This window comes from Streptomyces sp. DSM 40750 (assembly GCF_024612035.1).
Taxonomy (GTDB): Bacteria; Actinomycetota; Actinomycetes; order Streptomycetales; family Streptomycetaceae; genus Streptomyces.
On sequence record NZ_CP102513.1, the window covers coordinates 827,493 to 845,545 of the forward strand.

Annotated in this window: 17 protein-coding genes; 12 read left to right on the top strand and 5 right to left on the bottom strand. The window is 71.1% G+C overall.

What is annotated here, in order from left to right; translation table 11 throughout:
• Positions 1-481: 481 nt before the first annotated feature.
• Both JIX55_RS03935 and JIX55_RS03940 read left to right on the top strand, forming a co-directional pair.
• Positions 482-1,525 (top strand): acyl-CoA dehydrogenase family protein, encoded by a 1,044-nt coding sequence (locus tag JIX55_RS03935; protein ID WP_257561810.1) that lies wholly within the window; start codon positions 482-484, stop codon positions 1,523-1,525.
• A 312-nt stretch (positions 1,526-1,837) separates the two neighbouring features.
• The gene (locus JIX55_RS03940) at positions 1,838-2,293 is read left to right on the top strand and encodes an SPW repeat protein (protein WP_257561811.1); all 456 of its coding nucleotides are present in this window, start codon (positions 1,838-1,840) and stop codon (positions 2,291-2,293) included.
• Positions 2,294-2,379: 86 nt separating this feature from the next.
• On the opposite strand, the gene JIX55_RS03945 is transcribed toward JIX55_RS03940, so the two are convergent.
• Positions 2,380-3,150, bottom strand: coding sequence for an ArsR/SmtB family transcription factor (locus JIX55_RS03945; protein ID WP_257561812.1), 771 nt, complete (start codon positions 3,148-3,150; stop codon positions 2,380-2,382).
• A gap of 87 nt (positions 3,151-3,237) precedes the next feature.
• On the opposite strand from JIX55_RS03945, the gene JIX55_RS03950 reads away from it, so the two are divergent.
• The 4 genes from JIX55_RS03950 (at position 3,238) to JIX55_RS03965 (ending at position 6,464) form a co-directional block, all read left to right on the top strand.
• A complete protein-coding gene (locus JIX55_RS03950) occupies positions 3,238-4,458 on the top strand; it encodes an aminoglycoside phosphotransferase family protein (protein ID WP_257561813.1) in 1,221 nt (406 codons plus the stop codon).
• Positions 4,459-4,998, top strand: coding sequence for a hypothetical protein (locus JIX55_RS03955; RefSeq protein WP_257561814.1), 540 nt, complete (start codon positions 4,459-4,461; stop codon positions 4,996-4,998). It begins immediately after the preceding gene.
• An 87-nt stretch (positions 4,999-5,085) separates the two neighbouring features.
• Positions 5,086-5,349, top strand: a complete 264-nt coding sequence (locus JIX55_RS03960) for a GlsB/YeaQ/YmgE family stress response membrane protein (RefSeq protein ID WP_257561815.1) — start codon at positions 5,086-5,088, stop codon at positions 5,347-5,349.
• A 236-nt stretch (positions 5,350-5,585) separates the two neighbouring features.
• Positions 5,586-6,464, top strand: coding sequence for a GNAT family N-acetyltransferase (locus JIX55_RS03965; protein WP_257561816.1), 879 nt, complete (start codon positions 5,586-5,588; stop codon positions 6,462-6,464).
• Between the two features lie 30 nt (positions 6,465-6,494).
• On the opposite strand, the gene JIX55_RS03970 is transcribed toward JIX55_RS03965, so the two are convergent.
• Positions 6,495-7,289, bottom strand: coding sequence for a GNAT family N-acetyltransferase (locus tag JIX55_RS03970; RefSeq protein ID WP_257561817.1), 795 nt, complete (start codon positions 7,287-7,289; stop codon positions 6,495-6,497).
• Between the two features lie 215 nt (positions 7,290-7,504).
• Here JIX55_RS03970 and JIX55_RS03975 point away from each other — a divergent pair, with 215 nt between their 5' ends.
• Positions 7,505-8,023: a nucleoside deaminase gene (locus JIX55_RS03975; protein ID WP_257561818.1), complete on the top strand. Its 519-nt coding sequence runs from the start codon at positions 7,505-7,507 to the stop codon at positions 8,021-8,023.
• A 61-nt stretch (positions 8,024-8,084) separates the two neighbouring features.
• Complete coding sequence (locus tag JIX55_RS03980) at positions 8,085-9,248, top strand: acyltransferase family protein (protein WP_257561819.1); 1,164 nt, start codon at positions 8,085-8,087, stop codon at positions 9,246-9,248.
• Here the strand turns inward: JIX55_RS03980 and JIX55_RS03985 are convergent.
• Entirely contained in the window at positions 9,226-10,074 is an 849-nt protein-coding gene (locus JIX55_RS03985) for a GNAT family N-acetyltransferase (RefSeq protein ID WP_257561820.1), read from the bottom strand. The two genes, JIX55_RS03980 and JIX55_RS03985, sit on opposite strands and share 23 nt — an antisense overlap.
• Positions 10,075-10,401: 327 nt before the next feature.
• On the opposite strand from JIX55_RS03985, the gene JIX55_RS03990 reads away from it, so the two are divergent.
• From JIX55_RS03990 to JIX55_RS04000, 3 genes are all read left to right on the top strand, one after another.
• Positions 10,402-12,039, top strand: coding sequence for an alpha/beta hydrolase (locus JIX55_RS03990; RefSeq protein ID WP_257561821.1), 1,638 nt, complete (start codon positions 10,402-10,404; stop codon positions 12,037-12,039).
• A 124-nt stretch (positions 12,040-12,163) separates the two neighbouring features.
• Complete coding sequence (locus JIX55_RS03995; RefSeq protein WP_257561822.1) at positions 12,164-12,694, top strand: DUF4232 domain-containing protein; 531 nt, start codon at positions 12,164-12,166, stop codon at positions 12,692-12,694.
• Between the two features lie 164 nt (positions 12,695-12,858).
• The gene (locus JIX55_RS04000; protein ID WP_257561823.1) at positions 12,859-13,959 is read left to right on the top strand and encodes a baeRF3 domain-containing protein; all 1,101 of its coding nucleotides are present in this window, start codon (positions 12,859-12,861) and stop codon (positions 13,957-13,959) included.
• Positions 13,960-13,999: 40 nt separating this feature from the next.
• Here the strand turns inward: JIX55_RS04000 and JIX55_RS04005 are convergent, their stop codons facing one another.
• Positions 14,000-14,413: an SsgA family sporulation/cell division regulator gene (locus JIX55_RS04005; RefSeq protein WP_257561824.1), complete on the bottom strand. Its 414-nt coding sequence runs from the start codon at positions 14,411-14,413 to the stop codon at positions 14,000-14,002.
• Positions 14,414-14,890: 477 nt separating this feature from the next.
• Here JIX55_RS04005 and JIX55_RS04010 point away from each other — a divergent pair, with 477 nt between their 5' ends.
• On the top strand, positions 14,891-16,321 hold the full coding sequence (locus JIX55_RS04010; RefSeq protein ID WP_257561825.1) for a PP2C family protein-serine/threonine phosphatase: 1,431 nt from the start codon (positions 14,891-14,893) through the stop codon (positions 16,319-16,321).
• 19 nt (positions 16,322-16,340) lie between these two features.
• Here JIX55_RS04010 and JIX55_RS04015 read toward each other — a convergent pair whose 3' ends face one another.
• Positions 16,341-17,837 (bottom strand): DNA-binding protein NsdB, encoded by a 1,497-nt coding sequence (locus tag JIX55_RS04015; RefSeq protein ID WP_257561826.1) that lies wholly within the window; start codon positions 17,835-17,837, stop codon positions 16,341-16,343.
• Between the last annotated feature and the right edge of the window lie 216 nt (positions 17,838-18,053).

An 18,053-nucleotide genomic window follows, 5' to 3' on the forward strand; every position in this document is an offset into this window, starting at 1 on the left:
CGTCGGGGGCGCGACCCCGACGATCACATGCAAGCGCAACGGCCTGACCGCTTACGGCCGCCGACCTGACATCGGGCCGACGTGACGCAGGTCTCACTCATGTCTGCGGGCGGTCACGGCCACCCTGCTCGCGGCCACGGTGGCCACCCCGGTCGTGGGCCGGCTCGGCGGCGTGTTCGCCAAACGGCGGATGCCGCTGCTCCGCGTGGTCATGCTGGTGGCGGAGATGACCACCGACTTCGACGGCTGCGCCCTCCCCTGGCGAGAACGGCTTCAAGGTCGTCATGGCCATCGGCGCCGACGCCGCCCCCCAGGGCCTTCCTCCTCGCCTCTTTCATCCCGCGCCGCCGCGCCACCACCGCCGGGACACCTGCGGCAGGCCGAACCGGTGCAGGCCGGGGCGAAGTCGTGGTCGGAGAAGATGTGATCTTCCGGTCCCAAAGAGGTGATCTTCGGGACCGGAGCCGGGGAGAATCACCCCATGACCACGTCACCGCACCCCCTCGTCGTCCAGGCGCGCAGACTCGCCGCCGAGGTGCTCGCGCCTCAGGCGGAGCGCGTCGACCAGGAGGGGGTACCCGCGAGCAGCATCCAGGCGATCAAGCGGTCGGGGCTGCTCGGGGTGAGCGCGCCGGTGGCGTACGGCGGGTCGGGCGCCCCCAACTCCGTGGCGCGGGAAACCGCCGAGATCCTGGCGGGGGCGTGCTGCTCCACATGGTTCGTGCAGACCCAGCACTACACACCCGTACTGACCCTCATGAAGAGCGAACTCCCCGCCCGTGACGGCCTGTTGAGGAAACTCGCCACCGGCGAGCTGCTGTCCGGCGTCGCTTACGCGCATCTGCGGAGGTACCCGCAAGTCCCTGTGCGGGCCGTGCCGAAGCGTGGTGGCTGGCGGTTCCACGGCACGGTCCCCTGGTACACCGGGTGGGGGCTCAACGAGGTGATGCTGCTGGCCGGGGTGACGGACGCGGACGAGGTGGTGTTCGCGTTCACCGAGGCCAAGCAGCAGTCCGGACTGAAAGCCTCGGCGCCCATGCGGCTCGCGGCACTCACGGCTGCCCGTACGGTCTCGCTCCAGCTCGACGGGCTGTGGATCCCCGACGGCGCCGTGGCCCTGCACGCGCCGTACGAGTCCTGGGCCGCGAGCGACCGGCCCAAGCCGACGAACGCCTCCCCGGCGGTGTTCGGGGTCGCCGAGTCGGCCCTCGGTCTCCTGGACCAGGACGACCCCACGACCAAGGCCCTGCGTCTGCGCCTGGACAAGGTGCGGCGGCAGGCCTACGCCCTCGCCGACCATCCCGCGCCGCACGAGCACATGGAGGAGCGGCTGGCCCTCAAGACGAAGGCGTTCGACCTGATGCGCACGGCGACGACCGCCGCGCTCGTGGCCGGCGGCGGGCGCGCCCTCGACCTGGACAGCCGGGCGCAACGGCTGGCCCGCGAGGCGATGTTCCTGCTGGTGCAGGGCCAGACCGCCGAGGTGCGCCGGGCACACCTCGGTTCGCTGTCAGCCGCGTACTGACCCCTTCCGGGCCGCCTTCGGTGTTCAGCTCGCGAACGGGACCTGTGCCGCCGTGGCGGCCCGCCTGACGAAGGGTGCCGCCACAGGCCTTGGGCGGCGCTCGCCGGGTGCCGGAGCCTGCGGACATCGAGGGGCTGGAAGCTGCGGGATCGCGCCGCGCCGGCCTACCCGGAGCCGATCGTCGAGTCCGCCCCACCCTCCTCCTCGACCACTACACATAAAGACAAAATAAGCGCAGAATGAACGTACGCGGCGCTTACCGCATACCCCACCAGACGCGGTCAGGCCTGCAGAGTTCAAAGGAGTCGAGTCATGGCCAACGTCTCACACAGGAGTGACATCACCAGCCACCCTGATGTAACCGAAATGCAGGCTCGGTACGCCCGCATGCTCGGTGGTCGCGATGTGGCGCTCGTGGACGGACCGGTGTTCCTGCTCGGTCTGTACTGCGCCGTGTCCCCGTGGATTCTCCACTACACGACGAGCCAGCCCGCACTGGTGCCCCACAACCTCATCGTGGGCATCGCCATCGGTCTGCTGGCCCTCGGCTTCACCGCCGCACCGGAGAGGATGTACGGCCTGAGCTGGGCCATCTGCGCGACAGGGATCTGGATGATCGTCTCACCGTGGATCGTCGGCGACAGCCCGGACGCCGGTGTCGTGGTCAACAACATCATCATCGGCGCCCTGGCCCTGCTCCTGGGGCTGGTGTGCGCCGGGGCCTCGGCCAAGGGCAACACGCGTGCGGGCCGTACACCGCAGGCGTGAACAGGAACGCCCGCGAGGGGTAACGGCGGCCGATCCGCTCAGGCGGGTCGGCCGTCGCCCTTCGCCCAGGCCCACCGGACCGGGCCTCACCGGCCGCGCGGCACCTCCCACGGCTCCTGCGGCAGCACACTGCCGGTCTCGAGCAGCGACTTCAGGTTGGACAGCACCGCAGGCCAGCCGAACGACACTTCGGCGAGCGCGCCCTCGTCGGCCAGGTCCTCGTGGGTCACGGTGAGCCGCACGATGTCGCCATGCGGCTCGATGTCGAAGGTGACCCGCGAGTACGTGTCCTCCTTGCCCTCGTTCCCGGGCTCGGCCCAGGTGGTGACCAGGCGGGTCGGGGGCTCGCTCTCCACGACCGTGCCGACGACGTCCTCGACACCGGAGCCGTCGGTGCGGACGTGGGCCCAGCGCGAGCCCTGCCGCCAGTCCGACTCGTTCCGGTGCCCCCAATAGTCGGCGGTCATCTCGGCGCTGGTGAGCGCCTCCCAGACCTTCTCGGGTGTGCTCGCGATATAGGTGACGTACACGAATGCGGGCTTGTCGGTCATGGCTTCCTCGGCTCGTCGTTTCACGGCACCGAGCGCCCTCAGCCGCGGGCGCTCGAACTTGTCGATCCACCGCTCCTGGATCTCGTGGAGCGGGACCGGATTGAGGTAGTGCAGCTTTTCCCGCCCACGCCGCACGGTGCTGACCAGGTTGGCGGCCTCCAGAACGGCCAGGTGCTGCGTCACCGACTGCCGTGCCATGTCGATCCGCTCGCACAGCTCACCCAGCGTCTGACCGTTCTGCTCGTGCAGCCGGTCCAGCAGCCTCCGGCGCGTCTCGTCGGCCAGCGCCTTGAAGACCTTGTCCATTGCCTGGTCGCCCTCTGATCGCACACTCAACGTTATGCAGGTAACTACCTGCATGTCAATCGCCGACGAGGCGCTCACACTGTCGCCGTGAGTCGAACCGTCAGCGCATGGGTGACATCGGGTGAGGACTTCCTCGGTGTCACCGGCCCCTTCCCCGTCGACATTCCGTGGTGGGCCGAAGTCGAGCCGGTCGCAGGAGAGTTGGAGCGCACCCTGGGGGTGCCGGTGTTCGTACTGCGCCTCCTGGAGGTCGACGGAGGTGAGGCCGGGCGGGACGGACATGTGACGTACCACGTGGAGGCCTTGGAGCAGCCCGCGGTCGGGATGCTGGAACAACGCCCCGTGGAGCATTGGCCGTTGGACGTCGATGACCCTCTTCGATCACCGTGGGCGCGGCCCGGCGGGCTGCGCGAACTGCTCGACTGGGCCTCGCGGACGCTGGCCGCGCTGGGGCGGCCGGTGACGGGGCCGGTCGAGCAGCGGCGGACGTGGAATCTCGCAGGAATCTTCCGGCTCCCGACCGGGCAGGGCCCGGTCTGGCTCAAGGCGACACCGCGCTTCGCCTCCGACGAGGCCTCGGTCATCGCCGCGTTCGCGCAGGTGGACGCGGGTCTCGTCCCGACGGTTCTCGCCTCCGGCGAGCGGCGGGTGCTGCTGGAGCACATCCCCGGTGAGGACTGCTGGGCGGCCGACGCCGCCACGGTCGAGGCCGGGGTCAGCCGGTTCGTCGCCGCGCAGGCCGCACTGGTCGACCGGCGGCCGCCCGGACTCCGGGACCGGCGGGACCGGGTCCTCGGCGGGCTGGTCCACGAACTGCTCGACCGCACGGTCGAACTGGGCATCACCGATCAGGAGCGGGACGCGGCAAGGGAGTTGGCCGACCGCTGGGACCTGATCGCCGAGTGCGGGCTCCCCGACACGCTCGTCCACGCCGACTTCCATCCGGGCAACTGGCGCAGCGACGGCCGCCCGCCCGTCGTCGTGGACTTCGCCGACGCCCACTGGGGCAACCCCGTTCTGGACTGTCTGCGCCTGTACGACTTCCTTCCGGAGGCGGTGCGTTCCACGGCCGTCCGGGTCTGGGTCGACGCCTGGACGGCCCACGTCCCGGCGAGCGATCCCGCCCGCGCGCTCGCCCTGGCCGAGCCGCTGGCACATCTCGCGTACGCCGTGCGCTACCAGGAGTTCCTCGACGGCATCGAGGCGTCCGAGCGGCCGTATCACGAAGGGGACCCGGCCGTGGTGATCCGGGAGGCGCTGAGGTGCGCCGCACACCCGAGCTTCGACTCCGTGGAGGTGGCGGGCTAGATGGACCGGGCCGAGGTACTGCTGATCGGCGGGCGGGCCGGGGTCGGCAAGTCGACGGTGGGCTGGGAGATCTCCGACCGACTGCGGGTCGCCGAGGTCGCGCACGCGATCATCGAGGGCGACTTCATGGGGCAGGTGCACCCGGCGCCCGCGGGTGATCCACATCGCTCCGGCATCACCGAGCGCAACCTCACGGCCGTGTGGGGCAACTACGCCGCGCTCGGCTACCGGCGGCTCGTCTACACCAACACCCTCAGCGTGCTCACCGAGACGGCGGGCACGTTCCAGCGGGCCATGGGCGCGGACGTACGGATCGTACGGGTGCTGCTCACCGCCACCGACGAGACGACCGAGCGGCGGCTCAGGGGGCGGGAGATCGGCTCCGAGCTGGAGCGGGAGTTGGCCGGCAGCGCGTACAAGGCCCGACTGCTGGACGAACGGGCTCCGGCGGACACCGTCCGGGTGGCGACCGACGGGCGCACCGTCATGGACATCGCGGCGGAGACGCTGGCCGTCACGGGATGGGTGACGGGCTCGTGAAGGACGTGAAACGGGAACGGACTGCACTCGCGTTCGAAGGGCACTCGCACGGTTGCGGGGGTCCCGACGACAAGGGGCGGAGATCAGATGGAGATCGACGGCATCATCAGTGCCATCGTCATCGGCATTGTCATAGGTGTACTCGGCCGGCTCGTGGTTCCGGGCCGGCAGCGTATCGGCATCCTGCTGACGATCCTCGTCGGCATCGTCGCCGCACTGATCGGAAGCGCGATCGCCGCGGGTGTCGGCGTGGCCGACACCGATGGCGTCGACTGGGCCGAGTGGCTCATTCAGATCGGGCTGGCGGCATTGGGGATCACGGCACTGGACCGCTCCAAGGCACGGCGCTGAGGGTTCGGGGTGCGCCGGTAGGCGGTTGCACGCGCGTCCGGAATGACGGCTGGAGGGCGCGCGCCCGGTGTCACGGCCGCTGGTCGCGACGGCCCGGCACGCCGGCCGACTGCCCCGACCGCCCGGTACGACGGTCGACAGTCGCGCGTGCCGGAATGCCGTTGCGGGTCGTCGCACCCGGAGGTTAGCGTCGCCGGGCCTCTCGACCCTGCCCGCCGACCAGCCCCGGAGCCCTCTTGCCCCCGCGCATCACCCAGCTCACCGACCCCTCCGCGACCCCGTCCAGCCACCGTCTGGCGTGGCTGGCGTCCGGGGCGGACGGCATCCCCCTCGGCTCCGCCTTCCTGCGGCTGTTCGCCAAGGAGGGGCAGACGCATCTGGCGGAGCTGGACGTCGCCGTGCACCCGGCCGAGCGGCGGCAGGGCGTCGGCACCGCGCTGCTCGACGCTGCGCTCGACACGGCCCGTGCCGAGCGGCGCCGCGCGGTCATCGCGCAGGCCGAGCAGGGGTCTTCCGGCGACGCGTTCCTCGCGGCGTGCGGCTTCCGACAGGTGCTGACCCTGATGTACGCCCGCCTCGAACTCGCCGAGACCGAACCCGACCACCTCACGCGGATCGCCGAACAGCCGCACCCCGGCTACTACTTGACCGGCTGGAGCGGCGTCGTCCCCACCGAACTCGCCCGGACCTACGCCGCCTCGCGCCGGGCGATGGACGACATGCCGATGGGCGACACCGACTACGGGACGGTGGTCTGGGACGTCGAGCGGGTCGTGGCCGCCGCCGAGGCGATCGCGAAGCGCGGCGACTCGCTGTACACCGTGGCCGCGGTGCACGCGTCGAGCGGCACGATCGTCGGCTTCTCGGAGCTCGTCCTCCCGGGGGACGGGGAGGGTGACGGGCAGCACTACGGTACGGCCGTACTGCCCGAGCACCGGGGCCACGGGCTGGGGCTGTGGATGAAGGCGGAGGCCATCCTCCACGCCCACGGCCTGCACCGCGATCTCGGCCTGCTCACCGACACCGCGGAGAGCAACAGACCCATGCGCCGTGTCAACGACGCGCTCGGCTATCGGCCCACGCACACGGCGGTGGAGTACCAGCTCGACCTGTGACCCACCGGCGCGACCCGCCGACCCCGGCGGTCAGGCCGCCGCGGCGCTCCCCACCGCGTACTCGTACGGCGTGGTCGTCGTGAGCGGTTCGAAGCCCAGTCGGGCCAGGATCGGACGGCTGCGGGCCAGGGCGTCGACCTGGACGTAGCGGTAGCCGCGGTCGGCGGCGACGCGGGCACGGTGGGCGACGAGGGCCCGGTAGACACCGCGGCCGCGCCAGCCCTCGACGGTGCCGCCGCCCCACAGGCCGGCGAAGCGGGTCCCGGGGACCAGCTCCATACGGGCGGCGCTCACCGGTTCGTCCCCGGCGAGGGCCACGACGGCCACCACCGAGTCCGGGTCCCCGGTGAGGTGGGCGAGGAGCTGGTGGCGCATGCGGGTGCTGTCCGTGCCGAAGGCCTTCTCGTGGACGTCGGCCACGAGGTCCACGCCCTCACGGTCGGTGACCGGCAGGATCCGTACGCCCTCGGGCGGCTCGACGTCGAGGGTCAGGTCGGCGACCTCGGCCACCATGAGGGTCTCCTCCGGTGCGGCCGTGAAACCGGCTGTGCGCAGGCGTTGCCCCAGGTCGACGGGTAGGTCGTGGCCGTAGAGCTTCCACTCGAAGTCGCGCCCGAGTCCGGAGAAGTACCGGATCTGCTCGGTGATCGCCGCGTCGGCGGACGCCTCGTCCAGGTCGGACCAGACGACACCGCTCCAGCCCTTCTCGGAACCGACCTGGCGCACCACTCCGCCCACGCGCTCGATCCGGGCTCCGGGCCCGTCGGGGCGGGCGCCCTCCCGCATGTCCCGGTCGAACAGTGCCAGTACAGCAGCGTGATCCATGCGCTCACTCCATCATCAGTCGTTCACCCTGGCAACGGTATTCACCCGCTGTCTCACGCACTGGAGCGATGCGTGCCCACGCCGGCGCCCGCCACTGAGCCGTCCGCTGAAGCCGTCCGGTGTCACTCGTGGAAAGAGGTGCGATGCGGTCACACGACGTAGGGTGCACCCCGCGGAGCGCGGCCGAGCGGTCCATGAGGAGGGTGCGTACGAACATGGTGAACGACTCCGAACTGGTGCACCTGCGACGCTGTGTGGAGCTCGCGACCGAGGCACTGGAGGCCGGTGACGAACCGTTCGGTTCGGTCCTGGTGGGCGGTGACGGCACGGTGCTGGCCGAGGACCACAACCGGGTGGCGGGAGGCGACCGCACCCGTCACCCGGAGTTCGAACTGGCCCGCTGGTCGGCCGCCCGGCTCACCCCTGAGGAGCGCGCGGCGGCGACCGTGTACACGTCGGGCGAGCACTGTCCGATGTGCGCGGCCGCCCACGCCTGGGTCGGCCTCGGCCGTATCGTGTACGTCGCCTCGTCCGAACAACTCGCCGCCTGGCTGGGCGAGTTGGGGGTTCCCGCGCCGCCGGTGCGGACCCTGCCCGTGCATGAGATCGCGCCCGGTGTGACGGTCGAGGGCCCGGTGCCGGAGCTCGTCGGGGAGGTGCGGGCCCTGCACCGCCGGTTCCACGACCGCGGGTTCCACGCCAAAACCGTCGGGGACGCCCTCGACGATGACTGAGAACGGCGGGACGGGGCAGGCGGTCCGGGTTCCGTTGTCGTTGTCCGGAGACCTTTCACCGATGTCCGAAGACGTGGTGCAGCACACCCGCCCCGCCCCCGCGGCCTCACCCGACCAGGAGAGGCCGCGGGCGAAGCGGACCTCTCGGGACCCCTACTTCGACAACGCGAAGTACCTCACCATCCTCCTGGTCGCCTGCGGGCACGCGTGGGAGCCGCTGACGTACGGCAGCCGTGCCGCGACGGCCGCGTATCTGACCGTCTACGCCTTCCACATGCCGGCCTTCGCCCTGATCTCGGGCTACTTCTCGCGCGGCTTCGACATGGCGCCCGGCCGGCTGAAACGGCTGCTGACGGGTGTGGTGCTGCCGTACGTCGTGTTCGAGACGGCGTACACGCTGTTCTACCGGTGGGCGCAGGACGACCCGGGCTATCCGCTGAGCCTGCTGGATCCCTGGTACGTGATGTGGTTCCTGGTCGCGCTCTTCATCTGGCGGCTGACCACTCCCCTGTGGCTGATGCTGCGTCACCCGGTGCCGCTCGCGCTCGGTTTCGCGATGCTGGCGGCGGTCTCACCGGATCTCGGCGGCGACGTCTCCATCCAGCGCGTCCTCGGTTTCCTGCCGTTCTTCGTGCTGGGGCTGACCCTGCGCGCCGAGCACTTCGAACGGCTGCGCACCCGCCGCGTCCGCCTGTGCCTGCTCCCGGCCGGTCTGGGGGCGCTCGTGGCGGCGTACTGGGTGGCGCCGTGGTTCGACGCGGGCTGGTTCTACCACCGGGGCAGCGTCACCGGCCAGGGCGTCTCCCGCTGGGCCGGTCTGCTGACCACGCCCGCGCTGTTCTGTCTGGCGGTGCTGCTGACGGCCTGCTTCCTGGCCTGGGTGCCGCGCCGGCACCTGTGGTTCACGGCGCTGGGCGCGGGCACGATGTACGGCTATCTGCTGCACGGCTTCGTGATCAAGTGGGCGCGTTTCCGGGACTGGTACGCCGTCGAGTGGCTGCACACCCCGCTGGGGGAGCTCGCGGTCACGGCCATGGCGGTCGGCGGCATCACCCTGCTGTGCACCTCGCCCGTGCGGGCCGTGCTCCGCTGTGTCGTCGAGCCGCGCATGGAGTGGGCGTTCAAGAAGGGCGACGGCGCCCGGCCGGGCAAGGCGGAGGACGCCGCCCCCTCGGCCAGGGCGGGAGACGCCGCCCCGTCGCCTAGCCGAGCTCCAGAGTCGTGACCCCGAAGACGCGCTCCGCGGCGTACGGCCGGATCGGACCGGTGTACATGCGGGCCGTCTCGAAGGAGGGCGTCAGCCCGTACTCCTCGACCAGCGCCACGGCGGCCGCGTGCGGCTCCGGCACGTCGATGGCCAGCTCGCGCCCCGCGGCCTCGGCAGCGAGCCCGGCGAAGAGCGCCCGGGCGTCCGCGGCGGTGTCGGCGAACAGCGGGCCGATCCGCAGGGCGTCCCGGCCGGGGCGGACGACGCCGTAGCCGGTGAGCCGTCCGTCGACGACCCGCGCGAGAGCCCGGTGTCCGTCGGCGGTCAGCCAGTGCTCCAGGAAGCGGGGACGGTCGGCCGGGTGACAGGCGCTGTCGTACGCCGCGACGGATCCCGCGTCCTCGACCGGCCGGACATCGGCGGGCACGGCCGTCTCCGGCACCACGCCGGAGTACCGGAAGGTGCGGTGGGCGGGCTCGAAGCCGGACTGCCGGTAGTTGTGCTGCTGCGCGACCACGCCGTCGAGGCCGACCGCGCGGTGGCCGGCGTGGGCGAGGGCGGTCTTCCAGGTGGCGAGGCCGTGGCCCTGGCCGCGCAGGTCCGGGCGTACGAGGTAGAAGCCGAGGAAGGCGTAGTCGTCGCCGTAGTTGACGACGGAGACGGACGAGACCCGTTCCCCGTCGAGCCGGCCGATGAAGAAGCCCTCGGGGTCCTGCGCGAAGAAGCACGACGGATCCGAGAGCCCCGGGTTCCACCCCTCGTCCCCCGCCCATCGGGCGACCACCGCCCAGTCGTCGAGCGTGGCCCGGGTGACGACGAGGTCCTGATGCCCCCGAGAGGTCATCTTCGCGCTCCTTCGCTGAGGTCGCGGGTCCGCGGCCGCCGTGCGGCCGCGGGTGCGGTGGTCGGCCGCACCCCGCGGCCATCCTCGCCGAAGCCGATCGCGCCCGCGACGCCGTAAACGGCCGACGTCGGCTGAGCAACGGGCCTTGCGGACGGCCGCGTTCACGCGTACGGGCGACGCTTCGGGACCGTCGTACGGCGTCGACGCGGCGCAGGGTACGGCACTTCCGCCCGGCCCGCTCGCTGGGAGGCGTGGCCGCGAGGGCCCGTTTATCGTGATCCGGGGGTTGTCGCCGGCCGCCCTGGCCGGGTCTCCCTGGAGGCACGCATGCGGTCCACGCACAGACGGCGCACGCTCGCCGGAGCCGCGGTCGCGGTGCTGGCCCTGCTGGGGGCCGGGCTGCCGGCCACGGCGGCGGGCGCCGACGCCGAGCAGGACGACAAGCAACCCGACCTGACCCGCTTCTACCAGCAGAAGATCAAGTGGTCGAAGTGCGAGGGCATGGAGATGCCCAAGGACCTGCGGTGCGGCAAGGTCACCGTGCCGCTCGACTACGCCCGGCCCAAGGCCGGAACCCTCGACCTGGCCATGGCCCGCTACCGGGCCACCGGCGACTCGCGCGGTTCGCTGCTGCTCAACTTCGGCGGCCCCGGCGGCCCGGGCGTTCCCGAACTCGCTTACGGGGGCGAGGAGTTCATGGATCTCACGAACGGCTACGACCTCGTCTCCTTCGATCCGCGCGGCGTCGGCCGCTCCTCCCCCGTCAGCTGCGGCGACGGCACCCACGAGGCTCTGGAGGCGACCGACAACGGCGAGGACTCGAACAACCCCCAGGCCGCGCTCAAACAGCTGCGGCGGGCCGCCGCCGCGTGCAAGAAGCACTCCGGCCCGGTGCTGCCGTACATCGGCACGCTCAACGCCTCCCGGGACCTGGACGTGATGCGCGCCGCCCTCGGCGACAAGCAGCTCAACTACCTCGGCTTCTCGTACGGGACGCGGCTGGGCGCGGTGTACGCGGCGCAGTTCCCCAAGAAGGTGGGCCGCATGGTCCTCGACGGGGTGGACACCCTCACCGAGCCGTTGACCGAGCAGGGTCTGGTGGGTGCCGCGGGCCAGCAGACCGCGCTGGACGACTATCTCGACGCGTGCACCGAGGAGCTGACGTGCCCGTTCGGGCAGGACGCCCGCTCGGCCCGTGAGCAGGTCGTCGAACTGGTCGACGCGCTGGACGAGCACCCCGTGCCGTCGGACTTCGGGCAGGACTTCACGGGCCAGGACCTGGTGGGCGCCATCAGCCACGCCCTCTACAGCGAACAGATGTGGCCCGCGCTCACCCAGGCGCTCAACATGCTCGTCCACGACGGCGACACCCGCGGCGTCATGGCGCTCGCGGGCGGCGGCTTCGCCCCGCCGGCCGGCTCGGACCGGTCCGCGGCGCCGACCCGCCCCCACGAGCCTCCCGACCCCACCGCGTCGGCCACACCGAGCCCGGACGGCGGGCTCGTCGACATCGAGGAGGTCCCGCTGGACAACCTGCCCGCCGCGCTCATGGCGGTCAACTGCGCCGACGACCCAGACCGGCCCACCGCGAAGCAGATCACCGACGACCTCGACGACCTGCGCGCGGCGTACGAGGAGGCCTCTCCCGTGTTCGGCCGGTACCGGCTGACCCAGGTGCTGATGTGCTACGGCCGCCCCGCGGGCACCGACTTCATCCGCGAGGAGGTGCGGGACGTCGACACCCCGAAGATGCTGCTCGTGGGCACCCGGGGCGACCCGGCCACCCCGTACCGCTGGACCGTGGAGACGGCCAAGCGACTCGGCTCGTCGGCGGTCGTCCTCGACAACAAGGGCAAGGGGCACACCGGGTACGGCTCGTCGAAGTGCGTGCACGACAAGGTGGACGACTTCCTGCTGTTCGGGTCGCTGCCGGACGACGGAAGTTCCTGCGGAGCCGACGATTGAGCATCGGGCGTGTAACACGGACGAGTTCGCTACAACCCCGCGCGGATCTCGCGCGTCACATTGGGTATGCGTCACCTTTGTGTGCGCCGTACCCGTACGTGACCAAAACTGGGGGATTCCACCGATGCGTATTCGTTCCGTCCTCACCCTCTCGACCGCGGCGGCCGCGGGCGCCGCGCTGCTCCTCACCGCCGCCCCGCAGGGTCTGGCCGCCCAGCCTGCCGCCAAGACCCCGGTCTGCAAGGCGAAGGTCCTCAAGCTGGGGGCCAAGCAGTCCAAGGACGCGAGGGTCGTGCACATCAGCGTCAAGAACACCGGCGCCCGCACCTGCACGATCGACCGCCTCCCCGTCGTCACCTTCGGCGCCCTCGACGGGGCGGCCCTGCCGGTGCCCTCGGGCGAGAGCGGCCCGTACAAGGTCGGCGCGGGCAAGACGGTGTACGCGGCGGTCCGTACGATCGCCGACCTCAAGGACCCGGAGGCGCGTCGCGTCGGCACGATCACCGTGTCGGCCAACCCGAACTACAACGGCCGCACCTTCACCGCGAAGCAGTTGGGCACGGGCAAGAAGGTGAAGGTCTGGGAGCCGGTGACGACGTGGTGGAAGCCGTCCAAGGCCGCCGCCGACAAGGCGCTGAAGAAGGAAGTCGGCTGACCCTCGCGGCAGACGCACGGCACCGCCGAGCCCGTCGGCGCACACCTTCACCGGTGCGCGCCGACGGGCTCGGCCCTTGCCCCCTCCAGAGTGCCGGGGCCGCCCGCACCGGCTGCCGGTTTACCCCAAATGCCCGACACGCGAATCAGTCCTATCGTGAAGTCATGGAGCATGCCCTCAGTCCCGCGACCCTCACCGAACTGCGCCGTCCGCGGCCCTATCCCGCGGTGTCGGTACTGACGCCGACGCACCGCCGCGAGCCCGAGAACGCCCAGGATCCGGTCCGGCTGCGCAATGTCGTGGCCGAGGCGAAGAAGCAGCTGGAGCAGGATCCCGCGGTGACGCGGGAGCGACGCAACGACGTCGTCGAGCAGCTGGACCAGGCACTGGCCGAGGTGGACCTGACGCACGCCGAGGACGGCCTGGTGATCTTCGCGGCGCCCGGTGAACACCAGGTCTGGTCACTGGCCCGCCCGGTGCCGGAGCGCGTGGTGCTCTCGGACACCTTCCTCACCCGGAACCTGGTGGCCGCGCAGGCCGCCGAGCGGACGTTCTGGGTGCTCTCGGTCTCCTCCGACCGGGTCACGCTGTGGAACGGCGGCGGCGACCGCGTCAGCGAGGCGCACGTCGGAGGTTTCCCGCTCACCCGTGACCGCGCCAACTTCGACGCCGAGCGGCAGGAGCGCATCGGCGACCTGCCGTCCGCCTTCCGCGACGAGGACACCCGGCACTTCCTGCGCGACGCCGACACCGCCCTGGCCCGTGTGCTGCGCACGCACGACCGGCCCCTCTACGTCACCGGGGAGACGGCCGCGCTGTCCCTGCTCGAGGAGATCGGCACGGCCACCAAGGACGCCACCCACATTCCGTACGGCGGTCTCGCGCACGGCACCCCGGACGCCGTGTGGCAGGCGGTCCGGCCCCTGATCGACGCCGAGGACCGCAGGAACGTCGACACCGTGGCCCGGCGGCTCGAAGCGGCCCGTGGCCACAAGGTGTTCGCCGCCGGGGTCGACGAGGTCCGGCAGAACGCCCAGCAGGGCCGTATCCAGCTTCTGGCCGTGGAGGAGAACTACCGGGCGGCCGTCCGCGCCGACGGGGGCGGCGGCCATCTCGTCCCGGCCGAGAGCGGCGACCTCGACGTCCGCGAGGACATCGTGGACGAGATCGTCGAACGGTGCCTGGACACCGGCGCCGAGGTCCGCTTCGTCCCCGACGGCACGCTCGGCGACGCCCGGGGCATCGCGGGCGTCCTGCGGTACTGAGCGCCGGCCCGTACCCGCCGACGCCCCATCGGGCCGGGTGTCAGACACCGTCGAGGAGGGACGCCAGGCCCCGGTCGAGTGACGGGCCCAGTTCCTCTCTTCCGGCGGCGACGACGGCGTAGCTGCGCAGCAGGAAGCGCTGCAGAGCCGCCTTCTCGAACTGGAGCAGGGCCATGCCGTACGGGGAGTGCAGTTCCACCACCGTGCGGAAGCGGCCGCAGGGCCAGATGTGCACATCGCCGGCGCCGGCGGGGGCCAGCACTCCCTCTTCCAGCAGACCGCGGGAGAACGTCCAGGTCACCATGGAACCGTTCAGCGATATGTCGGCCGGGAAGTCGAGGTGCACGGCCAGCGGATCGTCGGAGGAATAGCGCAGGCTCGCGGGCACCGGGACCTCCTGGTCCTCGGCGGTGACGAGGAGGGCGCGGGCGTGCTGTTCCAGCGTGACGGTCATGAACAGTCTCCGTTTCGGGTGAAGCTCTTCCTGCGGTGCGGGCCGGCCGTGCGCCGACGTGCCTCTTCGACCTCGCTGAGGTCTTTCGCATGACGGGGCTTCCCGGATTCACCTCTGTGACCTATGTCACCCACACTCCCGGCTTCGGACGCATCCTTGGGCGTCAGCGCGGTCTGATTTACATGTGCCGCTCTATGTAACCGAGAGGGCTCGCACATATGCCCCTCGAACATGGGAATGAGAGACATGTGAATACGGCCGACGGTCCGTCAAGTCGCGTACGATCCCTACGACTTGGCCTTCCGGACGCGTACCGACTCGCCGTGGTGGACCTCACCCGCAAGGACGGTGGCATATGCCAGAAGCACCACCGCATCGTGTCTTGCCAAATCCCTTACAGGGCGTCGCGGGCTGTGCAACAGTCGTAATCGGCCCTTACGTCAGCGTTGGTCGTACCGTCCCCCATCGGAGTACGTGATGCCGTCCCATCTCTCTGCGGATCGTCCCGCCGCCCAGCCGCCCCGGCGCGGCACGGTCGACGCGCTCATCTCGCAGACCCGGCGACTGCTGGGCGACGTGGACGCCGTACGGCGTGACGCGCCCGCCGACGGAGCGGACCCGGAGGGCCGGTGGCAGCGCGCGCTCTACGATCTGGCGCTGCATCAACTCAGCGACCTCGACGACCACTTGGCCCAGCTGCGGGACGGCCCGGCCCTGCCGTCGGCCCCCGCGGCCACGGCCGACATCCCGGTGGCCCCGGTCCCGGCACCGCGGCGCGAATCGCTGCTCAGCCGGGTCGGCAGCGCCGAGTGGAATCTGCTGACGGACGAGGCGAGCTGGTCCGGGGAGCTGTATCAGATCCTCGGCCGCGACCCCGACGCCCCACCGCTCACCCTCGACGAACTGCCGGCGCTGGTGCTCGACGAGGACCGGCCGAAGCTGACGGCGATGGTCACGGACTGTCTGATCGACGCGAAACGCATCGATGGGGAGTTCCGCATCGTGCTGCCCGACGGCGGGGTGCGCACCGTGCACATGATGGGCGAGCCCGTGCTCGACGACGACGGCAGTACGGCCTCCATGTGGGCCGTACTGCGAGACGTCAGCGAACTGCGGCGCAGCCAGCGGGCGGTGAGCGAGACCCGTGACTCGCTGCACCGCCAGCGGCATATCGCGCAGACCGAGCACCGGCTCGCGGTCGAGCTGCAGGAAGCCGTGCTGCCGCCGTGGCACGGCTCCCTGCGGCTCCCGCGACAGGGACCCGAGAAGCTGGACCTGGCGGCCCACTACCTGCCCTGCTCGACAAGCGCCCTGATCGGCGGCGACTGGTACGACGCCCTCGAACTGCCGGGTGGGGAGAGTCTGTTGAGCGTCGGCGACCTCACCGGGCACGGCGTCACCGTCACCTCGGGCATGGCGATGCTGATCGGCGCGCTGCGCGGCATGGCGATGGCGGGCACCGAGCCGGGCCGGCTGATGGCCTGCCTCAACCAGTTACTGGACGTCACCGTGCAACCCGCCCTCGGCAGCGCCGTCTGCTGCCGCTACCGGCCGGCGACCCGCACCCTCGTCTGGGCGCAGGCAGGGCACCCCGCCCCGCTGCTGTTCCGCGACGGGACGGGGTGCGTGCTGACATCGCCGGACGGCGTCCTGCTCGGAGCGACCTCGGGTGCCGTCTACGGGCAGGCCGAAGTGACACTCGAGCAGGGCGATCTGCTGCTCCTGCACACCGACGGACTGGTCCCGCGGCGGGGAGGAGAGGCAGCCGTCCAGCGGCTGTTGGACCTGGCCCCACGGTTCGGCGAGGCGCGTACGGCCCAGGAGTGTGTACGGACAGTGGTGGAAGCGTTCGGCGAGACCGAGCGCGAGGACGACGCCTGTGTGCTCGTCGCCAGGGTCAGTTCCTGAAGGAGCCGGTCCCCGACGGTCACGTCGACGCGATGTCGCCCTTGTTCTTCGACGGGATCTTGGGCAGAGCGAGCTTGATCTCCTCCCGCAGGTCCTGGATCTTCGGATAGCTGGAGTACTGACCGGTGAGCCGGTACATCTGGCGCAGCCGGTCCCAGGTGCGGTGGGAGGAGTTGGTGCCCATCGACGCCAGGGCCAGGCGGGCGTAGCCGGCCGCCTGCTCCGGGTCGTCGGCGATGAAGGACGCCGAGGCCATGGAGAGGAAGTCGAAGATCTTCGACCGCTGCCGGCCGTCGACGCGCAGTTCGAGGGCCTTCTCCGCGTAGTGCTGGGCCTGCTTGGCCGCGGCCGGGTCGTGCTCCGCGAGAGTGCGGTAGGCCAGGGCCTGCATGCCGTAGAGGTCCTCCTCCTTGAACATCTGCATCCAACTGGGCGGCGGCACGTCCCCCCGGTCGGAGACGAACAGGTCCTCGGCCTGGCCCAGGGTGCGGCGCATGGCCTGGCCCTTGCCCATGGAGGCCTGTGCCCAGGCCTCGACGGTGTGGAGCATGGCCTTGGTGCGCGGCAGCACCTGCTCGCCGGAGCCGGACTGGGCGAGCTTCATGAGGTCGAGCGCCTCGTCGGGCTTGCCGAGGTGCACCAGTTGTCGGGCCGCCCGGGAGAGGGCCTCGCCGGCGCGTGGCCGGTCACCGCCCTCCCTGGCGGCGTGGGCGGCGATGATGAAGTACTTCTGGGCGGTGGGTTCGAGGCCGATGTCGTGCGACATCCAGCCGGCGAGGACGGCGAGGTTGGCGGCGACGCCCCACAGGCGCCGCTGGAGATGTTCGGGGTGGCGGTAGGAGAGCATGCCTCCCACCTCGTTGAGCTGTCCCACGACAGCCTTGCGTTGCAGCCCGCCGCCGCGGGCCGCGTCCCAGGCCCGGAACACCTCGACCGAACGCTCCAGTTCCTCGATCTCCTGCGACCCGATGGGGGCGGCCTCGTACCGGTCGAACCCAGCGGAGTCGGCGTGCAGGGGATCGTCGAGGTCGGGAGCGTCGGCGGCGAGGGCCGGATCGGTGTGCAACCAGTCGTGCATGGCGCTGCTGAGTGCGGGTCCCGCGGTGAGCGCGACGCCCGCACCCACCAAGCCGCGTCGGTTGAGCATGAGGTCCATTCCCGTGAATTCGGTGAGGACCGCAGCAGTCCGTTCGGGCGCCCACGGCACACCGTCGGGATGTTCCACATTCCCGTCGCCCTGCCGTTTCCCCGTACGCCCGTGCCGGACCAGACCGAGGTCCTCGATGGTCACGACACGGCCGAGACGCTCGGTGAACAGCGCCGCCAGCACCCGCGGCACGGGATCGCGCGGGATCTCTCCCATGTCGATCCACCGCCGCACCCGTGAGGTGTCGGTCGCCAGCTGAGGGTGGCCCATGGCCGCCGCCTGCCGGTTGACCAGCCTCGCGAGCTCTCCCTTCGACCAGCCGGCCAGGCCGAACAGGTCTCCAAGTCGGGTGTTGGGTTGTCCGCCCACGTCAAGCCCCCAGGTTCTCGGCTGAGTTGAATGTAGCCCGCTGTCAGTTGCTCGGGGACTATTCGCCAGGCTTCGCCAGGGTGCGCTACATGGTCTGCCACGGCCCATCCGGTGTCAGGTAGGAAAGCGCCACCCCGACCCGGTCGCCCCGACGGGCACTCCCCAGGGTGTCCCCGGACGGCCGGGGCGGGTAGCGCGTGACATTGCCGGCACACG